Below are 16,659 nucleotides of genomic sequence, written 5' to 3' on the forward strand. Positions count from 1 at the left end.
AACACTGTCTGATTATGCCGTTTTTCTTTTTACTTTTATCCTTCTGCGTTCACCAGTTTGGTGGTGATGGTGATGGTCTGTCCGTCTCGGAGCACCTGGAGCTTCACCTTGTCGCCAACCTTGTGTTTGGAGAGGATGGTGTGGAGCTCTTCCATGGTGGTCACCTTGGTGCCGTCCATGGAGGTGATCATATCGCCACGCTGGAGACCTGCCTGTCTGGCCTGGTCGCTGGTGACGCTGGTGATCAGAATGCCGCCCTGCGGGTAGCCGTACATCATGGCCTGCTCATCAGAGAGCTCGGAGATGATGATGCCGATGACCGCCTTGCTCTTGGACTGGCTGTCCGCCGTGCCGTTGTTGTCCTTGGAGGCGCTGCCGGTCTCGATGATCTCCTTGACGCTCTTGGCGACGGTGTTGACCGGTACAGCGAAGCCCAGGCCTTCCACGTCGGAGCCGGAGGACTTGGATTCTACGATGCCCACCAGGTTGCCGGAAGCGTCCAGAAGGGCGCCGCCGGAGTTGCCCGGATTGATGGAAGCGTCGGTCTGCAGCAGATTCAGTTTCTGGCCTTCGATGGTCAGGTTGCGGTTCAGCGCGCTGATGATGCCGGTGGTGGCAGTGTTACTCAGCTGGCCCAGGGGGTTGCCGATGGCGACGACCTGATCTCCTACCTCTAGCTTGGTGCTGTCAGCGTATTTCACAGCGTGCAGCTTGGTGGCGTTGATCTTGATGACTGCAAGGTCGTTGTCCTGATCGGTGCCCACCAGCTCTGCCTGATAGGTCTTGGAGTCAGAGGTGGTGACGGTGATCTTGCTGGCTCCGTCTATGACGTGGTAGCAGGTGACGATGTAGCCGTCCGACTGGACGATGACACCGGAGCCTGCGCCCTTGGTTATATAGTTTTGTGCCCACATATCAGTGGAAAGCCCTTCCGTGGTGATGGACACGATGGTGTCGTTGGATTTCTCCACGATGCTGGCGATGTCCAGGGTCTCCTTGGACTCCGTCAGGGTGTAGTTGGTGGCGGAGGTGTCCTTGGGAGAGAAGGTGTTCCCGAGCAACGCGATACCGCCGACGGTCAGCGCGGAAGTCAGCAGCATGGCGAGGATGAGGATGAGCACAAAAGCTCTTCGGGTGAGCTGCATGGGGGCCGGTGCTGCCTTGACCTTCTGGCCGTATCCACCGCCAGCGCCGCTCCCGTGGCCGCCTCCATAGTAACCGCCCCCATCGTAGCCACCACCGTTACCGGTTCCGCCGTCGTCGAAGCTGCCACCGCCCCCGGCAAAGCCGCTGCCATAGTCGTCCCCTGCCGGGCCGGCGCTGTAGTTATCCTCCGGCGCGGAGTAGTAGCTGGTGCCATCAGGCCGCATTGGCATCCCGTAGGGGTCGGTGAAGGGCTGGTAGTCTTCCTCTGCCTCCTCCTTGCCGAAGATGTCCACCTCGGTGACCGGGTCGTAGGCTTGGGGTTGTGAGGGTGATGCCTCTTCTGGCTGCGCCGCAGTGTCCATGGGGGCTGCGGAGGGATCCCCTGGTTCCGCTGTATCATCCGCCGTATCAAAGGGGGCCGCCGGTGCCGGTGTGTCCACCAGCACAAAGCCTGTTTCCTGCGGGGCAGTAGAGGTGATGGGGGTCTCGGCAATGCCGATCCCCTCCACCGGTTTGGGTGTATCGGTCGTATTTGGATCTTCCGGATCTATCCGGAATCTGAAAGTGTTGGTATCCCAATTATCCATAATCAATCTCCTTTAGTTTCGGATTCAGGTATTACTTTACCTTACATCGTCATTATAGTCAACAAAGATGGTGTTTCTGTGAAAGAAATGTCAACAAAAAAGGAATTTCAACTGTGCAAACAGTGGATAATATAGTATAATGGATAAGATTGTTGGTCAGAGACTGACAGACAGTGGAAAGGAGGTCCGGACAAGTGCAGGATATCATGTTGACGATCATCGGCAGGCAGTTTGCCGGCGATGAGGCAGAGGATAGAATGGAATTCGTAACAGAAGGGAAGCTTTACCGGCGAGGTGAGGCGACGTATCTGGTCTACGACGAGAGTGAGTTTTCCGGGTTTCCGGGATGCAAGACAAGCCTGAGAGTGAAGGGCGATACCATGCGGATGAAACGCATCGGCGCAGACACCGGTTATGGGCTGGAGATGGAGTTCCAGGAGGGGAAACGTTTCCAGAGCAGTTACCAGACTCCCTACGGAGAGATGGATATGGAGGTGTTCACCACGCGGGTGAAGAATGCTTTGTCCGAGGAGGGCACCGGCAGCGTGGAGGTGGATTACGACGTGAGCATCGGCGGCATGGCAGAAGGGAAGAACGAACTTCGGATCGAAGTGAAATAACAGGAAGGCAGTTTATGTGGGATAAGAAAAACAAGAAAAGACAGAAGAGGATCGCGCAGGCGATCGTGATCGTCGTGGCGGCGTCCATGGTGTTGACAACACTGTTCTGGGCATTTCAGGCGATCGTATAGGGAAGTTGAAGGAGGCGAGTGATGAAGATCGGATTCAGTGCAGAGAAGTATATCGAAGAGCAGTCCAAGTATATCCGGGAGAGACTCAATCACGAGAACAGCCAGCGGCTGTACCTGGAGTTCGGCGGCAAACTGGTGCACGACAAGCATGCGGCAAGAGTGCTCCCCGGGTTTGACGAGAATGCCAAGGTCAAGCTTCTGCAGAAATTGAAGGACGAAGCGGAGATCATCATCTGCATCTATTCCGGCGACATTACCACTGCCAAGACTCGCCACGATTTTGGCATCACCTATGACCTGGAGGTGCTCCGTCTGATCGATACCTTCCGGGCCTATGACCTGGAGATCAATAGTGTGGTGGTCACACGGTACGAGGATGCGCCGGCGGTTAACATGTTCATGAGCAAGCTGGAGCGCCGCGGGATCCGCACCTACAAGCACGACTTCACCAAGGGGTATCCGACGGATGTGGATACCATCGTCAGCGACGAGGGATACGGGGCGAACCCGTTCATCGAAGTGACCAAGCCGTTGGTGGTGGTCACAGGGCCGGGAGGCGGCAGCGGCAAACTGGCTACCTGCCTGTCCCAGCTTTATCACGATTACCGCCGCGGGGTGAAGGCCAGATACGCCAAGTTCGAGACCTTCCCCATCTGGAATCTCCCGCTGAAGCACCCTGTGAACATCGCCTATGAGGCGGCTACGGCAGATCTGCGGGACGTGAATCAGATTGATTCCTTCCATCTGGAAGCCTATGGAGAGACAGCCGTCAACTACAACCGCGATATGGAAGTGTTCCCGGTGGTCAAGCGGATCATCGAGAAGATCACCGGCAAGGCGGAGTACCTGTCCCCTACCGATATGGGGGTCAACCGGGCAGGATTTGGGATCATCGACGATGAGGTATGTCGGGAGGCGGCCTGTCAGGAGATCATCCGCAGATATCTGATCGCCGAGGTGGATTACAAGAAGGGCAAGATCTCTGAGTCCGCACTGGAGCGGGCCAAGCTCCTGATGAAAGAAGTCGGCATGGAACCGGAGGACAGACCGGTGGTACAGCCGGCCAGAGACTATCTGGAGCGCAAGCGGCAGGAACTGGGGGCGCAGGAGAACCTGGTCGGATTTGCCATCGAGATGCCTGACGGGAAGATCATCACCGGAAGAAGCTCCAGCCTGATGGTGGCGGCGGCTTCCTCGGTTCTGAACAGTATCAAGTATCTGGCAGGGTATCCGGATCCGCTGCTGCTGATCACAGAACAGGTTCTGGAGGCTTCCCAGAAGATGAAGACGGAGATCCTGCGGTCCGACCGCAAGGCACTGAACGTGGAGGAGGTCATGATCGCCCTCTCCATCTCCAGTACACAGAATCCGGCAGCAGAAGTTGCCAGTTCCAAACTGGAGCTGCTGCGCGGATGCAAGGCGCACTGTACCGCCATCCTGTCGGATCACGACGAGCAGACACTGCAGTCCATGGGCCTGGATGTTACCTGCGATCCGGAGTACGTCACGACGAACCTTTATACGAACTGATATGAAAAGCAAAGCGGAACAATCGATTGAGAGAATCAAGGGTATCAAGTACCAGCTTGTCATCCAGAGTGCCTGCATCGGTGTAGTGGCAGGGATAGTGGTCTCCGGGTTCCGCATGATCCTGACGAAAGCAGAGCCTCTGAGAGGCTCTGTTATTGCTATGGCAAAGGACGACCACAGCATGATCCCCCTGCTCCTGTTGGCGCTGGCGGTGTGTTACCTGGGCGCATGGCTTTGTCTGAAGATCGAGCCTCTCTGCGGAGGCTCGGGAATCCCGCAGGTGGCCGGGGAACTGAAGGGTAAGGTGTATATGACATGGTGGCGTGTGTTGCTGGCCAAGATCATCGGCGCGAGCCTGGCCATCACCGGCGGGCTGTCTCTGGGGCGGGAGGGTCCCAGCATCCAGATCGGGGCCATGGTGGGAAAAGGGTTTTCCCGCGGGGCCCGGCACATCGTCTCAGAGGAGAAGCTGTTGATCACCTGCGGCGCTGCGGCGGGACTTGCGGCGGCCTTCAATGCCCCGTTGGCGGGCGCCATGTTCGCACTGGAGGGTTTGCACAAAAACTTTTCCACCGATATTCTGTTGGGGTCTCTGACTGCCTCGGTTTCGGCGAATTTTGTGGCCTTTTATTTCTTTGGGCTTACACCGGTATTTGATCTGGTAATGGGGCGGCCGCTGCCCTTGCATCTGTACTGGATGTTGTTGTTGCTCGGGGTGGTACTTGGGCTTTTCGGAGTTCTGTACGGACGGTGTATCGCCTGGTGCCAGGATCTTTACGGGCGGCTGCCCGGGAGGTCTGTGCGGCTTTTGGTGCCGTTCCTGCTGGTGATCCCTCTGGCGATCCTGCTGCCGGAGGTACTCGGTGGCGGCAACTGGCTTGTGAGAGATACTTCAGATGGGAGATACGCGCTGGCGGCATTGGCCGTGCTTCTGGCCGTCAAGTTCTGTTTTTCGATCATCAGTTTTTCCTCCGGTGCACCGGGCGGGATATTCATGCCTCTGCTGGTGCTTGGGGGACTGGCTGGAGGGCTGTTTTTCCTGCTTCTGAATCCACTGGTAGGTGTGGAGAATGGGATGATCAGCAATTTTGTGGTGTTCGGTATGGTGGGCTACTTCGCCGCCATCGTCCGTTCGCCGGTGACAGGGATCATCCTCATCACCGAGATGGCAGGGGATTTCAACAATTTCCTGGCTTTATCTGTGGTGGCGCTGGTGGCGTACATCACAGCAGATCTGACGGGGACGCTTCCTATCTATGAGCAGCTGCTGCAGCGCATCCTCTCCGGAAAGGGGAACTACGGGATGACACATGGGCAGCGGGATGAGAAGGTGATGATGGAGAGCGATGTCTACATTGCCAGCCACATGGACGGTAACAAGATCAAGAGCATGAAGCTGCCGGAGGGCAGTCTGATCGTAGCGGTGCAGCGGGACCAGCAGGAGATCGTTCCCCGTGGAGACACGCGTCTTGCCGGCGGGGACAAGCTGACCATTCTCTGCCGACAGGGGGACATGGAGGAAGTGGACAGGATCCTGGAGGCCATGTGCCGGAGAGAGTGCAAGAGATAGTGAGGAGGAACAATGGGAATCAATGTAATACACAGATTCTTGGAAGGTGAGGATGTGATCCGCTGGGCAAGAGATTGCAGCGGCCCGGCTCTGGATGATATATGGAAGGAAGCCTGGCTGCAGGATGGGATCGGCAGCCGACTGAACGCACTTGTCGGGAACTTGGAGATGGCAGCAGGCGCCATGCGGTACAAGTGCGATCGGATCGTTCTGGTAGCGGAGGGGGCTGTTGCAGATATGCTGGAGGCGATGCTGTTTCTGGCACCGGAGAAGGACAGAGTGAAGCTGGTACGAGGCACGCTTTCTGCCGGAGAACTGAGCCGGGTGATCGAAGACCTGGAACAGGGGAGCGCGGGCCTGATCGGTGTGGCCATGGGGGAGGAGTCTCCATCTTTCTGCGCGGTGTTTGCTACCTTGCGGAAGTTGATCGCGGATCGCTACAGTCAGGAAAAGAAAGATCGCCTAAAAGCGATCTATGGACGCAGGAGCACATACTTGTCGGAGGAGATGGAGCGGGGAGACATGGAGGGCTTTAGGCTCCCAGAGGCCTATGATCCAGGAGAAGAATTCCCTGCATCTGCCTCACCCCTGGCGGCGGGGACAGCCGCCGCCTGTCTGGCATCCAGTGTGGCTATGATCTTTCCAATGATGGTGGCGGGGATCAACGCGGGTGCCTACGTACGTGGCTTTAGAGAGATGCTGGCATCTCCCTGGTGGGACCGGGACGCAGATCAGTATGGCCTGTATCTGGGCAGCAGTGTTGTGGGCTCCTGGGAAAGTGGAGAGGACCTGGAAGAGGATCTTCTTTTCTGGCAGCCTGAGCTGAGGGGGGTCTGCCGCTGGATGGCAGCGATCCGAAGAGCATGGGGTGCTGAGGCCAGGGCTTTGTGCCTGCCGGAGGAGGCGGCTATGCGCCGGCCGTCTGCCCGTGCGACCACCCTCTTCTGCGAGGAGGAAGAGGCAGACATCATGCTGCCGGCCTTTCCGGGGGTGAGTCCGGAGGGGTCGTTGCACGAGATGACCCGGGAAGCGGCGGAGGCGTTGTACCAGAGTACCGGAGGGACGATGATTCGGCTGGATCGGATGGATGCCGAAGAGCTTGGGCGCCTGATGGCATACCTGCAGCTTTCCTTCGGGATCGCCGGGTGGCTGCCACGGAATCAATGAGGGGAATTGCAGAATTAGGGTTTACAAAGCAACGGAAAGTGTTATAATTGAGTTGCACAGTAAAGTTAATATTTTAACAGATTGCGAAATCTGTATATTAGCAACAATACAGGAGGTTTTCTGAAATGAAAAAGATTGGTGTTTTAGGAACTGGCACTATGGGTGCTGGAATCGTTCAGGTACTGGCTCTGCACGGCTATGAGGTCGTTATGAGAGCAAGACGTCAGACTTCCATCGACGGTGGCCTGGCTAAGGTCGAGAAGAACCTGGCTAAGATGGTCAAGAAGGAGAAGATCACCCAGGAGAAGATGGATGAGACCATGAAGCTGATCAATGGTTCCACAGATCTGAGCATCATCGCTGATGCTGACCTGGTAATCGAGGCATCCACCGAGGATAAGGAAGCCAAGAAGGCTCTGCTGAAGGAAGTTGACGAGCTGACCGGCCCGGATTGCATCATCGCATCCAACACGTCCTCCCTGTCCATTACAGATATCGCTATGGCAACAAGCAAGCCGGACAAGGTAGTCGGCATGCATTTCTTCAATCCTGTTCCGGCTATGAAGCTGGTTGAGATCATCAACGGTCTGCTGACTTCTGAGGAGACCAACAAGGTCGTCACCGATCTGGCCGTAGAGTTGGGCAAGACTCCGGTACAGGTGAAGGAAGCTCCGGGATTCGTTGTCAACAGAATCCTGATCCCGATGATCAACGAGGGAATCGCTATCCTGAACGAGGGTATCGCTTCCGCAGAGGATATCGACACTGCTATGAAACTGGGATGCAACCACCCGATGGGACCTCTGGCTCTGGGCGACCTGATCGGACTGGACGTCTGCCTGGCCATCATGGAAGTACTGTACACCGAGTTTGGCGATCCGAAATATCGTCCGAACATCCTGCTGAAGCAGATGGTAGCTGCTGGCAAGCTGGGAATGAAGACCGGACAGGGCTTCTTCGATTACAGCAAATAATTGCACAGCCTGTGATTGAGGAGGGATGCTGCATATGCGGCATCCCTTTTTTTGTGTAGGGCGGCGCCTGCGGCGGCTTTGTGTGGATTTTCACCTGTACCGTCGGACGCTCCACGAGGCGTGGCGGGAGGCCCCAACAGAAAGAGAGGAGGAGTGAACATGGATAGGATTCGGATCGCGTTGATCGGGTACGGGAATGTAGGACAAGCCTTTGCCCGGATGCTGGTGCGAAAGCAGGAGTATATCCGGAAGACTTTCGGAAAGGAGGCAGTGATCACCGCCATCTGTACCCGGCGGAGAGGAGGGATCCTGCAGCCGGAGGGGATCGATACGTCGGCAGTTTCAGATGCCATGTTTGACAAAGCCCTGGACGCTTTTGCTATCCTGGACTCTGGAGAATACGATGTGATGGCGGAACTGAGTCCCATCAACATCATGACAGGTCAGCCGGCCACCGATCACATCCGCTGCGCCATGAACCTGGGAAAACACGTCATCACCGCCAACAAGGGTCCTATCGCCTGGCACTACCGGGAACTGAGGGATCTGTCCAGAGAAAAGGGCGTGGTGTTCTGTCAGGAGGCAACGGTGATGGACGGGGTGCCGGTCTACAATCTGGCGAAGGAGACACTGATGGGATGTCGGATCACCGAGGTCAGCGGGATCCTCAATGCTACCACCAACTTCATCCTGACGGAGATGGAAAAGGGAGTGAGTTACGAGGACGCTGTGGAAGAGGGGCGTCGGCAGGGCTTTGTGGAAGCGGATCCATCTATGGACGTGGACGGGTGGGATGCGGCTGCCAAGCTCACCGCGCTGATGAATGTATTGATGGATGTGCGCATCACCCCCTTGGACATCCGGCGGACCGGCATCGGAGGGATCACCAGGGAAGATCTGGAGGCCGCCCGGACTCAGGGGAAGAAGATCAAGTTGCTTTGCCGCGGGCGGATGGTGGACGGGCAGCCGGTGGGCACCGTGGAGCCGACGCTGGTTGAGGAGGGCTCTCTGCCGGCGATCATGGATGCCACTTCCTCTTACGTGACCGTGACCACGGATCTAATGGGAGGTGTTACTGTCATCGAGGAGCCTTTCGAGCCGGAGATCGACCATACGGCTTACGGTGTGTTGAGTGATCTGTTACGGATCCTGAGGGAGACTGCCGGAGCCCGGGTAGAATAGAGAGACCCCGGTCCTGCGGCCGGGGCTTTGGTTAGCATTGTGGATTCTGTTTCAGCCAGGCGATGATGTCATCGCTCTCGTACATGGGTTTGCCGTCGATGAAGAGGCAGGGGACCTGATACTTGCCGCCCTCTCTGACCAGACGGTTGTAGTCCTCCTGGTTTACGTCCACATCGTGGGTCTCCACGTCTGTCCTGCCGCTGGTGTAGATCTCGTTCATGACCTTGCAGCAGAACGGGCAGGTCTCTTTCAGGAAAAGTTCCAGTTTCATACCGTTGCTCCTTGTGGTTTTCAGGTGATTGCTTTTCTTGATTATCGTGGAAAAGGGGGGAGTTGTCAAGGGGAGAGATTTCTCGGGATCGCACAAAGACTTGCTCCTGAGAGCAGCCTCGTGAGCAGTATGTGCCGTCTGTTCCGCGATCCGGGATTTTTCATCAGTTTGCGGAACAGGACAGGGAATTTCTTCCGCTGAAGTGGAAAAAATTCTGTTTTGCGGGAATCTGTTCCGCGATCCGTTTTTTTCTTCGCTTTGCGGAACAGGACAGGGAATTTCTTCCGCTGAAGTGGAAAAACCTCTGTTTTGCGGGAATCTGTTCCGCGATCCGGGATTTTTCATCAGTTTGCGGAACAGGACAGGGAATTTCTTCCGCTGAAGTGGAAAAACCTCTGTTTTGCGGGAATCTGTTCCGCGATCCGGGATTTTTCATCGGTTTGCGGAACAGGACAGGGAATTTCTTCCGCTGAAGTGGAAAAAATTCTGTTTTGCGGGAATCTGTTCCGCGATATGGTTTTTTTCTTCGCTTTGCGGAACAGGACAGGGAATTTCTTCCGCTGACGTGGAAAAAATTCTGTTTTACGGGAATCTGTTCCGCGATCCGGGATTTTTCATCGGTTTGCGGAACAGGACAGGGAATTTCTTCCGCTGACGTGGAAAAAATTCTGTTTTGCGGGAATCTGTTCCGCGATCCGGGATTTTTCATCAGTTTGCGGAACAGGACAGGTTGGGAGGCATCTCCTGCAGAACATAGTTACCGGCTGAATAAGGCTTTGTCTTCAGTCTGAATCCTGCGGCGTTTACGCTCGCAGGATTTTGATTTCCAGTGCGCCGTAGGTTGAAGCCAAGCCCGCGTCGCCATGCGGCTCGCGCCCTTGGGTAACCCTGACGAAGGGCCTGCATCGCGCTGCAGCACGTGTTTTACAGCGCGGTAGGTCGTTTCCGATCACACTTCGCGGCGCTTGTGTTCTCGGACGCCCCTCGCGAATGAAATGCTTGCCAAAAGGCTGGTGACACTTGCGTCACCAGCCTTTTGGAGCATTTCACTTATTTTCTCTTCATTTCCTTCGGAGTTACGCAGGTACCGGTAGCTCTGCAGACAACGATGGGCTCTTCCAGGAAGTCAGCTGCGGAATCGTTGATGTCCTTTCTGGAGACGACGACCTTGCGAGCTTCGAACTTCATCTGACGGGAAGTGTTTCCGATCTTGGTAATCTCGCCATAAGCCTCGATGTAGTCGCCGGCATAGGTGGGAGCCAGGAACTCAACATTGTCGTATGCGCAGAACAGACCCTCGTCTCCGTCCAGTTTGATCAGAAGCTCAGTAGCAACGTCGCCAAACAGGTGGACCATGTGAGCGCCGTCTACCAACTCGCCGCCGTAATGCGCATCCTTAGCGGACATTCTGACTCTGATTAATGAAGTGATCTTTTCGTTTTCCATGATAATATCTCCTTTAATATTCAATATAACGTGTCGATGTTACAGTATAATTATAAAACTCGGCGCCTTCGGTGTAAATAATAATTGCAAAAATCCGCGAAGTGGTTTATCATTGACCATAGAAATGGCTGAACCGTTTTGTGTTCACCCGGAAAAGGAGTGAAACAAAAATGAACCGGAGTATGGAATACGATGTCAGGCGTGTGCTGGAGCCGCAGCATGTGCTCCCAGTCTCCGCCTGGAAATTAGACAACGGAAGGAAGATCGAGCCTTACGAGGTGCGGATCGAGATCAAGAAGATTCATATCGAAGGGACGAGTTTCAAACAGATCTGTCTGGAAGCGAATGACAATGACGATAGGATCCGACAGAAAATCATGGATATCGTGATCCGACGGGGGAAACTGCACAATCCGGTGACGGATACGGGGGGCCTGTTTTACGGTGTGATCCGGGAGATCGGAAGCGAGTATAGCAACCAGGACGGGTTCAAGGTGGGCGATGAGGTGGTCTGCAATACGTCCACCACATCCATCCCTGCTTATATCGACCGGGTGGGGGCTATCGACCGGGCCTTTGGGCAGGTGGATGCGGAAGGATATGCTATCATTTATGAACGTATCTCAATGGTCAAGGTTAAGGATGACATTCCCATCGACCTGATGATGTATGCGTTGAATGAGTCGGGTACATTGCTGAAGATCAGCAGCATCGCCGTCGGAAAGAAAAAGTTTCTGGTGGTGGGGAACAACATCCTCATGAACATCATCTATGGGTATGCTATACGAAAGGTGGCCAGAGAGGACTCTGAGATCATCTGCCTGCTTGACAGGAAATCCGATGTACTCTTTCGGGGGAGTTCTATGGATAAGCTCATGGAGATGGTGTTTACGGAGGTCCGTTCGGTGGATATCCTGAAACCCATGGAGGCTATGGAGGATCTGGAGAAGCGAATGCCCTTTGATCTATCGGTCAATTGCGCAGATATACCCGGCGCGGAGACCATCAACATCCTGGCCACCAAGGAGGGCGGAACCGTAGTGTTTGCCAATCTGATCAACAACTACAACATTGCCCTCTATATTACAGAATACATATCCAGGCAGATGGACATTCGGTGTGCGGATGGATATATGGAGAGCTACGAGCGGTTCGATGAGGACCTGGTGCGAGACATTGCGCCTTACGTGGAGAAGGCGGTGAAGACCACCGTTGGTTTAAATGACGATCCTTCCTATCCCATCAATCGGGAGTCCAGATTGCGAGAGGTATCCGGGCAGAGGAAGACCATGCTGGAAGACTTTGTCTGTGAGAGCCGGGCCATGGCATCGGTACTGGACGAGATCCTCACCGTCTCCAAGTACGATTGCAACGTATTGATCACCGGGGATACCGGCGTGGGCAAGGAGAAGGTGGCCAACATCATCTACAAGAACAGCAGCAGGAAGGTACAGCCGCTGGTGAAGATCAACTGCGCTTCGATTCTGCCGGACATGATCGAGACCGCCTTTTTCGGTGTGGAGGAGGCAGATGGCCCGCGGAAGGGTTATTTTGAGATGGCGGACAACGGCGTGATCTTTCTGGATGACGTAGGCGAATTGAAGATGGATATGCAGGCCAAGCTGCTGCGTGTGATCCAGGACGGAGAGTTTTATCGGGTGGGGGGCAATGTACCTGTCAAGACAAGTGTCCGTATCCTTTCGGCTACCAACCGGAATCTGGAAGAGATGATCGAAAAGGGAGAATTCCGTCGGGATCTCTACTACCGCCTGAACGTGGTGGGGATCCGGGTACCAAGTCTAAAGGAACGAACAGGAGATATCCCGGCGTTGGTCGCACACTTCCTGGGCAAGTATGGAGAGCGTTTCGACATGAAGAGGGATATCGACCGTGACGCGGTGGAATACCTGAAACAGTTTGAGTGGCAGGGCAACATCCGTGAGCTGGAGAACATGGTCCAGCGGCTGATGATCAGCGCTACATCGGAACACATCACGCTCATAGATGTAATGAAAGAGATACACGGAGATGTGTTCGAGACCAGTGCGTTGGAGGAGAGTAACCGGAAGAGCGAGGAGCAGGTGATCGATCTGGAGAAGATGGTCCAGAATTTTGAGAAGAACATTCTGCGGCATGCATGCGAGCAGTATGGTTCCACCAGGAAGATCGCCCGGGCGGTAGGGATCAGCCAGACACAGCTTGTGCGTAAGAAAAAGAAATACGGTCTTTAGAGACAAGAATGCGAACCGATATCGGTTCGCATTTGTGCGTTCGTGAACACAAAAAGGTTCGAAAAGGAGATTAGCAAAAGATTCACAATCTCGGCTCGTTTCTTTGTGGACACAGAATTGTCAGTCAATTATAATGATATTGTGGCCAAGAGGCCAAAGTGTTGTTTATACTTTTAATACTAAATAAATGATTTAGGAGGATTCAGCAATGAAAAAAGGAAACCCATATGGAACACACAGAGTCATTTCACCGAAGGGCGTTCTGCCACAGCCAGCAGACGTTATCGATAACGATATGGAGATCTATGACAACGAAGTTAAGATCAACGTTCAGACTCTGAACATTGACTCCGCTTCCTTCACCGAGATCTGCAAGCAGGTTCTGAACAAGAAGCCGGCTGAGATCGAGACTCAGGAAGAGAAGGACAAGGTTGCTGAGTGCATGAAGGGCATCGTTGCCAAAGCTGGAAAGCACAAGAACCCTTGGACTGGTTCCGGCGGAATGCTGATCGGTACTGTTGAGGAAATCGGACCTGAATGGAAGGGAGACCTGAAGGTTGGTGACAAGATCGCTACACTGGTATCTCTGTCCCTGACTCCGCTGGTAATCGACGAGATCCTGGAGATGAGACCGGCTATCGACCAGGTTGACATCAAGGGTCACGCAATCCTGTTCCAGAGCGGCATCTATGCAAAGCTGCCTGATGACATGGAAGATGGACTGGCTCTGTCCGCACTGGACGTTGCAGGAGCTCCGGCTCAGGCTGCTAAGCTGTGCCAGCTTGGCCAGACTGTACTGGTTATCGGTGGCGGCGGAAAGTCCGGACTGCTGTGCCTGTACGAAGCTAAGAAGAGAGTTGGCGTTACTGGTAAGGTTATCTGCGCTGCAGGATCCCAGAAATCCGAAGACAGAGCTCGCAACCTGGATCTGGCTGACGAGTACTTCCACATCGACGCTACCGATGCAGTTGGAATGTACGAGAAGATTATGGAGCTGACCAACGGCGAACTGTGCGACGTAGTTATCAACTGCGTAAGCATCGAGAACACTGAGATGGCTTCCATCCTGTCCTGCAAGGACGACGGAACCGTTTACTTCTTCTCCATGGCTACCAGCTTCACCAAGGCTGCTCTGGGAGCAGAGGGTGTTGGCAAAGACGTTAACATGATCATTGGTAACGGATACACCAAGGGCCACGCAGACGTTACTCTGCAGGTTCTGAGAGAGCACGAAGGCCTGAGAAAGCTCTTCCAGGAGATGTATGCATAATCGACAGGGACGATAAGTCGGTCGTATAACGCGTAAGTTTATAAGCATGACTGGTAGTATATGCGCATGCTGCCGGTCATGCCTAAGTGTTATATTGAGATTGTTTTTTGCACAAAGCCTTATAGGGCTTTGTGCTGGATAGTGAATAAGGAGATATCATGGCTATCAGAAATTGGAAAGACATCCCTCTGTTCAAGGACGTTACCGATGAACAGTGGAACGACTGGCATTGGCAGGTCGCACATAGACTGTCCACAACAGAGGAGATCGCACAGGTTATCAACCTGACACCAGAAGAGAGAGAAGAGATCGACAAGGTCATCGGCGGATTCAGAGTCGGCATCACCCCGTACTACGCTTCCCTGATGGATCCTGATGATCCAAGATGTCCGATCAGAATGCAGGCTGTGCCGACCCTGAAGGAGATGCACAGATCTGAGGCAGATGACGCTGATCCGCTGCACGAGGATGCAGACTCCCCGGCTCCAGGACTGACCCACAGATATCCGGACAGAGTCCTCTTCCTGATTACTGACCAGTGTTCCATGTACTGCCGTCACTGCACCAGAAGAAGACTGGCCGGTGAGACAGATGGTGCAAGATCCAGAGAAGACATCGATGCATGTATCGAGTACATCCGCAAGACCCCGCAGGTCAGAGACGTCCTGCTGTCCGGCGGAGATGCTCTGTGCGTTGAGGATGATACCCTGGAGTACATCATCAGCGAGCTGAGAAAGATCGATCACGTGGAGATCGTAAGACTGGGCTCCAGAACACCTGTGGTTATGCCGCAGAGAATCACCGATGATCTGGTCAACATGCTGAAGAAGTATCATCCGATCTGGCTGAACACACACTTCAATCACCCGAAGGAAATGACTCCGACCGCTATGGAAGCTCTGCGCAAGCTGGCTGACGCCGGTATCCCTCTGGGCAACCAGTCCGTACTGCTGAGAGGCGTCAACGACTGCAAGCACATCATGAGAGAGCTGGTACACGAGCTGGTCAAGAACAGAGTTCGTCCGTACTACATCTACATCTGCGACCTGTCCGTAGGTATCGAGCACTTCAGAACCTCCGTGGCTAAGGGCGTTGAGATCATCGAGGGCCTGAGAGGCCACACCTCCGGTTACTGCGTACCGACCTTTGTGGTCGATGCTCCGGGAGGCGGCGGAAAGACTCCGGTACAGCCGCAGTATGTGATCTCCGAGACACCGGACAAGGTGATCCTGAGAAACTACGAAGGCGTTATCACTACTTACACCCAGCCGAGACTGCCGGATCTTCCGTGCACCTGCGACTACTGCACAGGCAAGAAGACCTACAAGTATCAGGGTGTGTCCGCTCTGGGCGAGGGACTCCAGATCAAATCCATGGAGCCTTCCAACCTGGCAAGACACGAGAGAAACAAGCACTAATTCAGAAGGCTCACAAGGCCGCCTGAAAAGAAAGATTTTGGGGAGGCGACGGTCTCCCCTATATCGCTTAAAGGAAGTAATATAATTTATGGGCTTACTATACGATCTGTCAACCAAATACAAGACTTTGTCCATCGTCGGCATGTCGAAGAACGCCGGCAAGACCACGGCGCTGAACTACCTCATCGAGGAAGCAGACGACGAGGGTCTTCTCCTGGGGATCACATCCACCGGGCGGGACGGCGAGACATCGGATTTGGTGACGGGGACAGAGAAGCCGAAGGTCTTTCTCTATGAGGACACCATCGTGTCGGTACCCACGCAGCTGTTTGAGTTTGCAGAGGGCGGCCTGGAGATTCTGGAGAAGACCGGAATTCGCACACCGATCGGGGAGTTGATGCTCTGCCGGGTAGCGGACAGCGGCTACGTACAGATCGCAGGGCCAGTGGCGACGGTAGATTCCAAGCGGATGTGCCAGCGGATGATGGAACTGGGCACGGAGCTCATCCTCATCGACGGCGCCATCGACCGGAAGTCCATAGCTTCGCCGGAGACCTCGGATGCGGTGATCCTCTCCAGCGGCGCGGTGCTCTCCCGCAACATGCAGAAGATGGTGGCGGAGACAGCGCACGTGGTGGGGCTGTATAACCTCCCGGAGCTGGAGGAATGCGAAGCCAGAGACCTCATCCAGGAGGCGCGGAAGGAGAAAGAACGGGTCATGATGGTGGATCGGGATGGCAGTCTGCGGGTACTGGATTTGGCCACAGGGCTGGGTGCCAGCACCAGGATCGACGAAGCCATCACCGAGGAGACAGAGTTCGTCTATGTACCCGGTGCCTTCACCAGCAGCGTGATTTCCGGCATCCAGAAACCGAAACTGAAACAAGTCCGCTTCGTCCTGAAGGATCCCACCCGGATCTTTTTCGGATCAGCAGAGTGGAAACAGTGGGGGAAACGAGGGCTTGCTGTCAGCGTCCTGAAGAACATCGTGATTGCGGCGGTGACCGTCAATCCGTATTCCCCCAGCGGATATTCCTTTGAGCACAAAGCCCTGCGGGACACGATGCAGGAGGCGCTTCCGGATATTCCGGTCATCGATGTGAGACTGTAGAGAAC

At 54.7% G+C, this 16,659-nt stretch carries 14 protein-coding genes; 10 read left to right on the forward strand and 4 right to left on the reverse strand.

What is annotated here, in order from left to right:
- Window positions 1-35: 35 nt before the first annotated feature.
- On the reverse strand, window positions 36-1,733 hold the full coding sequence (locus P156_RS12955) for a S1C family serine protease (RefSeq protein WP_051600884.1): 1,698 nt from the start codon (window positions 1,731-1,733) through the stop codon (window positions 36-38).
- A gap of 194 nt (window positions 1,734-1,927) precedes the next feature.
- Here P156_RS12955 and P156_RS0109220 point away from each other — a divergent pair, with 194 nt between their 5' ends.
- From P156_RS0109220 to P156_RS0109250, 6 genes are all read left to right on the forward strand, one after another.
- Entirely contained in the window at window positions 1,928-2,353 is a 426-nt protein-coding gene (locus P156_RS0109220) for a DUF1934 domain-containing protein (RefSeq protein ID WP_051600885.1), read from the forward strand.
- A 152-nt stretch (window positions 2,354-2,505) separates the two neighbouring features.
- Window positions 2,506-4,014, forward strand: coding sequence for a DUF1846 domain-containing protein (locus tag P156_RS0109230; protein WP_027869857.1), 1,509 nt, complete (start codon window positions 2,506-2,508; stop codon window positions 4,012-4,014).
- Between the two features lies 1 nt (window position 4,015).
- Window positions 4,016-5,584: a ClC family H(+)/Cl(-) exchange transporter gene (locus P156_RS0109235; protein WP_027869858.1), complete on the forward strand. Its 1,569-nt coding sequence runs from the start codon at window positions 4,016-4,018 to the stop codon at window positions 5,582-5,584.
- A 12-nt stretch (window positions 5,585-5,596) separates the two neighbouring features.
- Window positions 5,597-6,751, forward strand: coding sequence for a hypothetical protein (locus P156_RS0109240; protein ID WP_027869859.1), 1,155 nt, complete (start codon window positions 5,597-5,599; stop codon window positions 6,749-6,751).
- Between the two features lie 125 nt (window positions 6,752-6,876).
- Window positions 6,877-7,725 (forward strand): 3-hydroxybutyryl-CoA dehydrogenase, encoded by an 849-nt coding sequence (locus tag P156_RS0109245; protein WP_027869860.1) that lies wholly within the window; start codon window positions 6,877-6,879, stop codon window positions 7,723-7,725.
- A 159-nt stretch (window positions 7,726-7,884) separates the two neighbouring features.
- Window positions 7,885-8,907, forward strand: coding sequence for a homoserine dehydrogenase (locus P156_RS0109250; RefSeq protein ID WP_034802489.1), 1,023 nt, complete (start codon window positions 7,885-7,887; stop codon window positions 8,905-8,907).
- A 31-nt stretch (window positions 8,908-8,938) separates the two neighbouring features.
- Here the strand turns inward: P156_RS0109250 and P156_RS0109255 are convergent, their stop codons facing one another.
- From P156_RS0109255 to P156_RS0109265, 3 genes are all read right to left on the reverse strand, one after another.
- Entirely contained in the window at window positions 8,939-9,178 is a 240-nt protein-coding gene (locus P156_RS0109255) for a glutaredoxin domain-containing protein (RefSeq protein ID WP_027869862.1), read from the reverse strand.
- Window positions 9,179-9,341: 163 nt separating this feature from the next.
- Window positions 9,342-9,887, reverse strand: coding sequence for a hypothetical protein (locus P156_RS0109260; protein WP_027869863.1), 546 nt, complete (start codon window positions 9,885-9,887; stop codon window positions 9,342-9,344).
- Window positions 9,888-10,228: 341 nt separating this feature from the next.
- Window positions 10,229-10,609, reverse strand: coding sequence for a hotdog fold domain-containing protein (locus P156_RS0109265; protein WP_202816889.1), 381 nt, complete (start codon window positions 10,607-10,609; stop codon window positions 10,229-10,231).
- A gap of 185 nt (window positions 10,610-10,794) precedes the next feature.
- Here P156_RS0109265 and P156_RS12960 point away from each other — a divergent pair, with 185 nt between their 5' ends.
- The 4 genes from P156_RS12960 to P156_RS0109285 all read left to right on the forward strand — a co-directional run bounded on the left by P156_RS12960 (window position 10,795) and on the right by P156_RS0109285 (window position 16,654).
- Window positions 10,795-12,855 (forward strand): sigma-54-dependent Fis family transcriptional regulator, encoded by a 2,061-nt coding sequence (locus P156_RS12960; protein ID WP_051600886.1) that lies wholly within the window; start codon window positions 10,795-10,797, stop codon window positions 12,853-12,855.
- 208 nt (window positions 12,856-13,063) lie between these two features.
- Window positions 13,064-14,125: a zinc-binding dehydrogenase gene (locus P156_RS0109275; protein ID WP_027869865.1), complete on the forward strand. Its 1,062-nt coding sequence runs from the start codon at window positions 13,064-13,066 to the stop codon at window positions 14,123-14,125.
- Between the two features lie 158 nt (window positions 14,126-14,283).
- A complete protein-coding gene (gene ablA / locus P156_RS0109280) occupies window positions 14,284-15,543 on the forward strand; it encodes a lysine 2,3-aminomutase (protein WP_034802491.1) in 1,260 nt (419 codons plus the stop codon).
- Window positions 15,544-15,631: 88 nt separating this feature from the next.
- Window positions 15,632-16,654, forward strand: a complete 1,023-nt coding sequence (locus tag P156_RS0109285; protein WP_027869867.1) for a hypothetical protein — start codon at window positions 15,632-15,634, stop codon at window positions 16,652-16,654.
- Window positions 16,655-16,659: the final 5 nt, after the last annotated feature.

It is taken from the genome of Eubacterium sp. AB3007 (assembly GCF_000688015.1).
Taxonomy (GTDB): Bacteria; Bacillota; Clostridia; order Peptostreptococcales; family Anaerovoracaceae; genus Aminicella.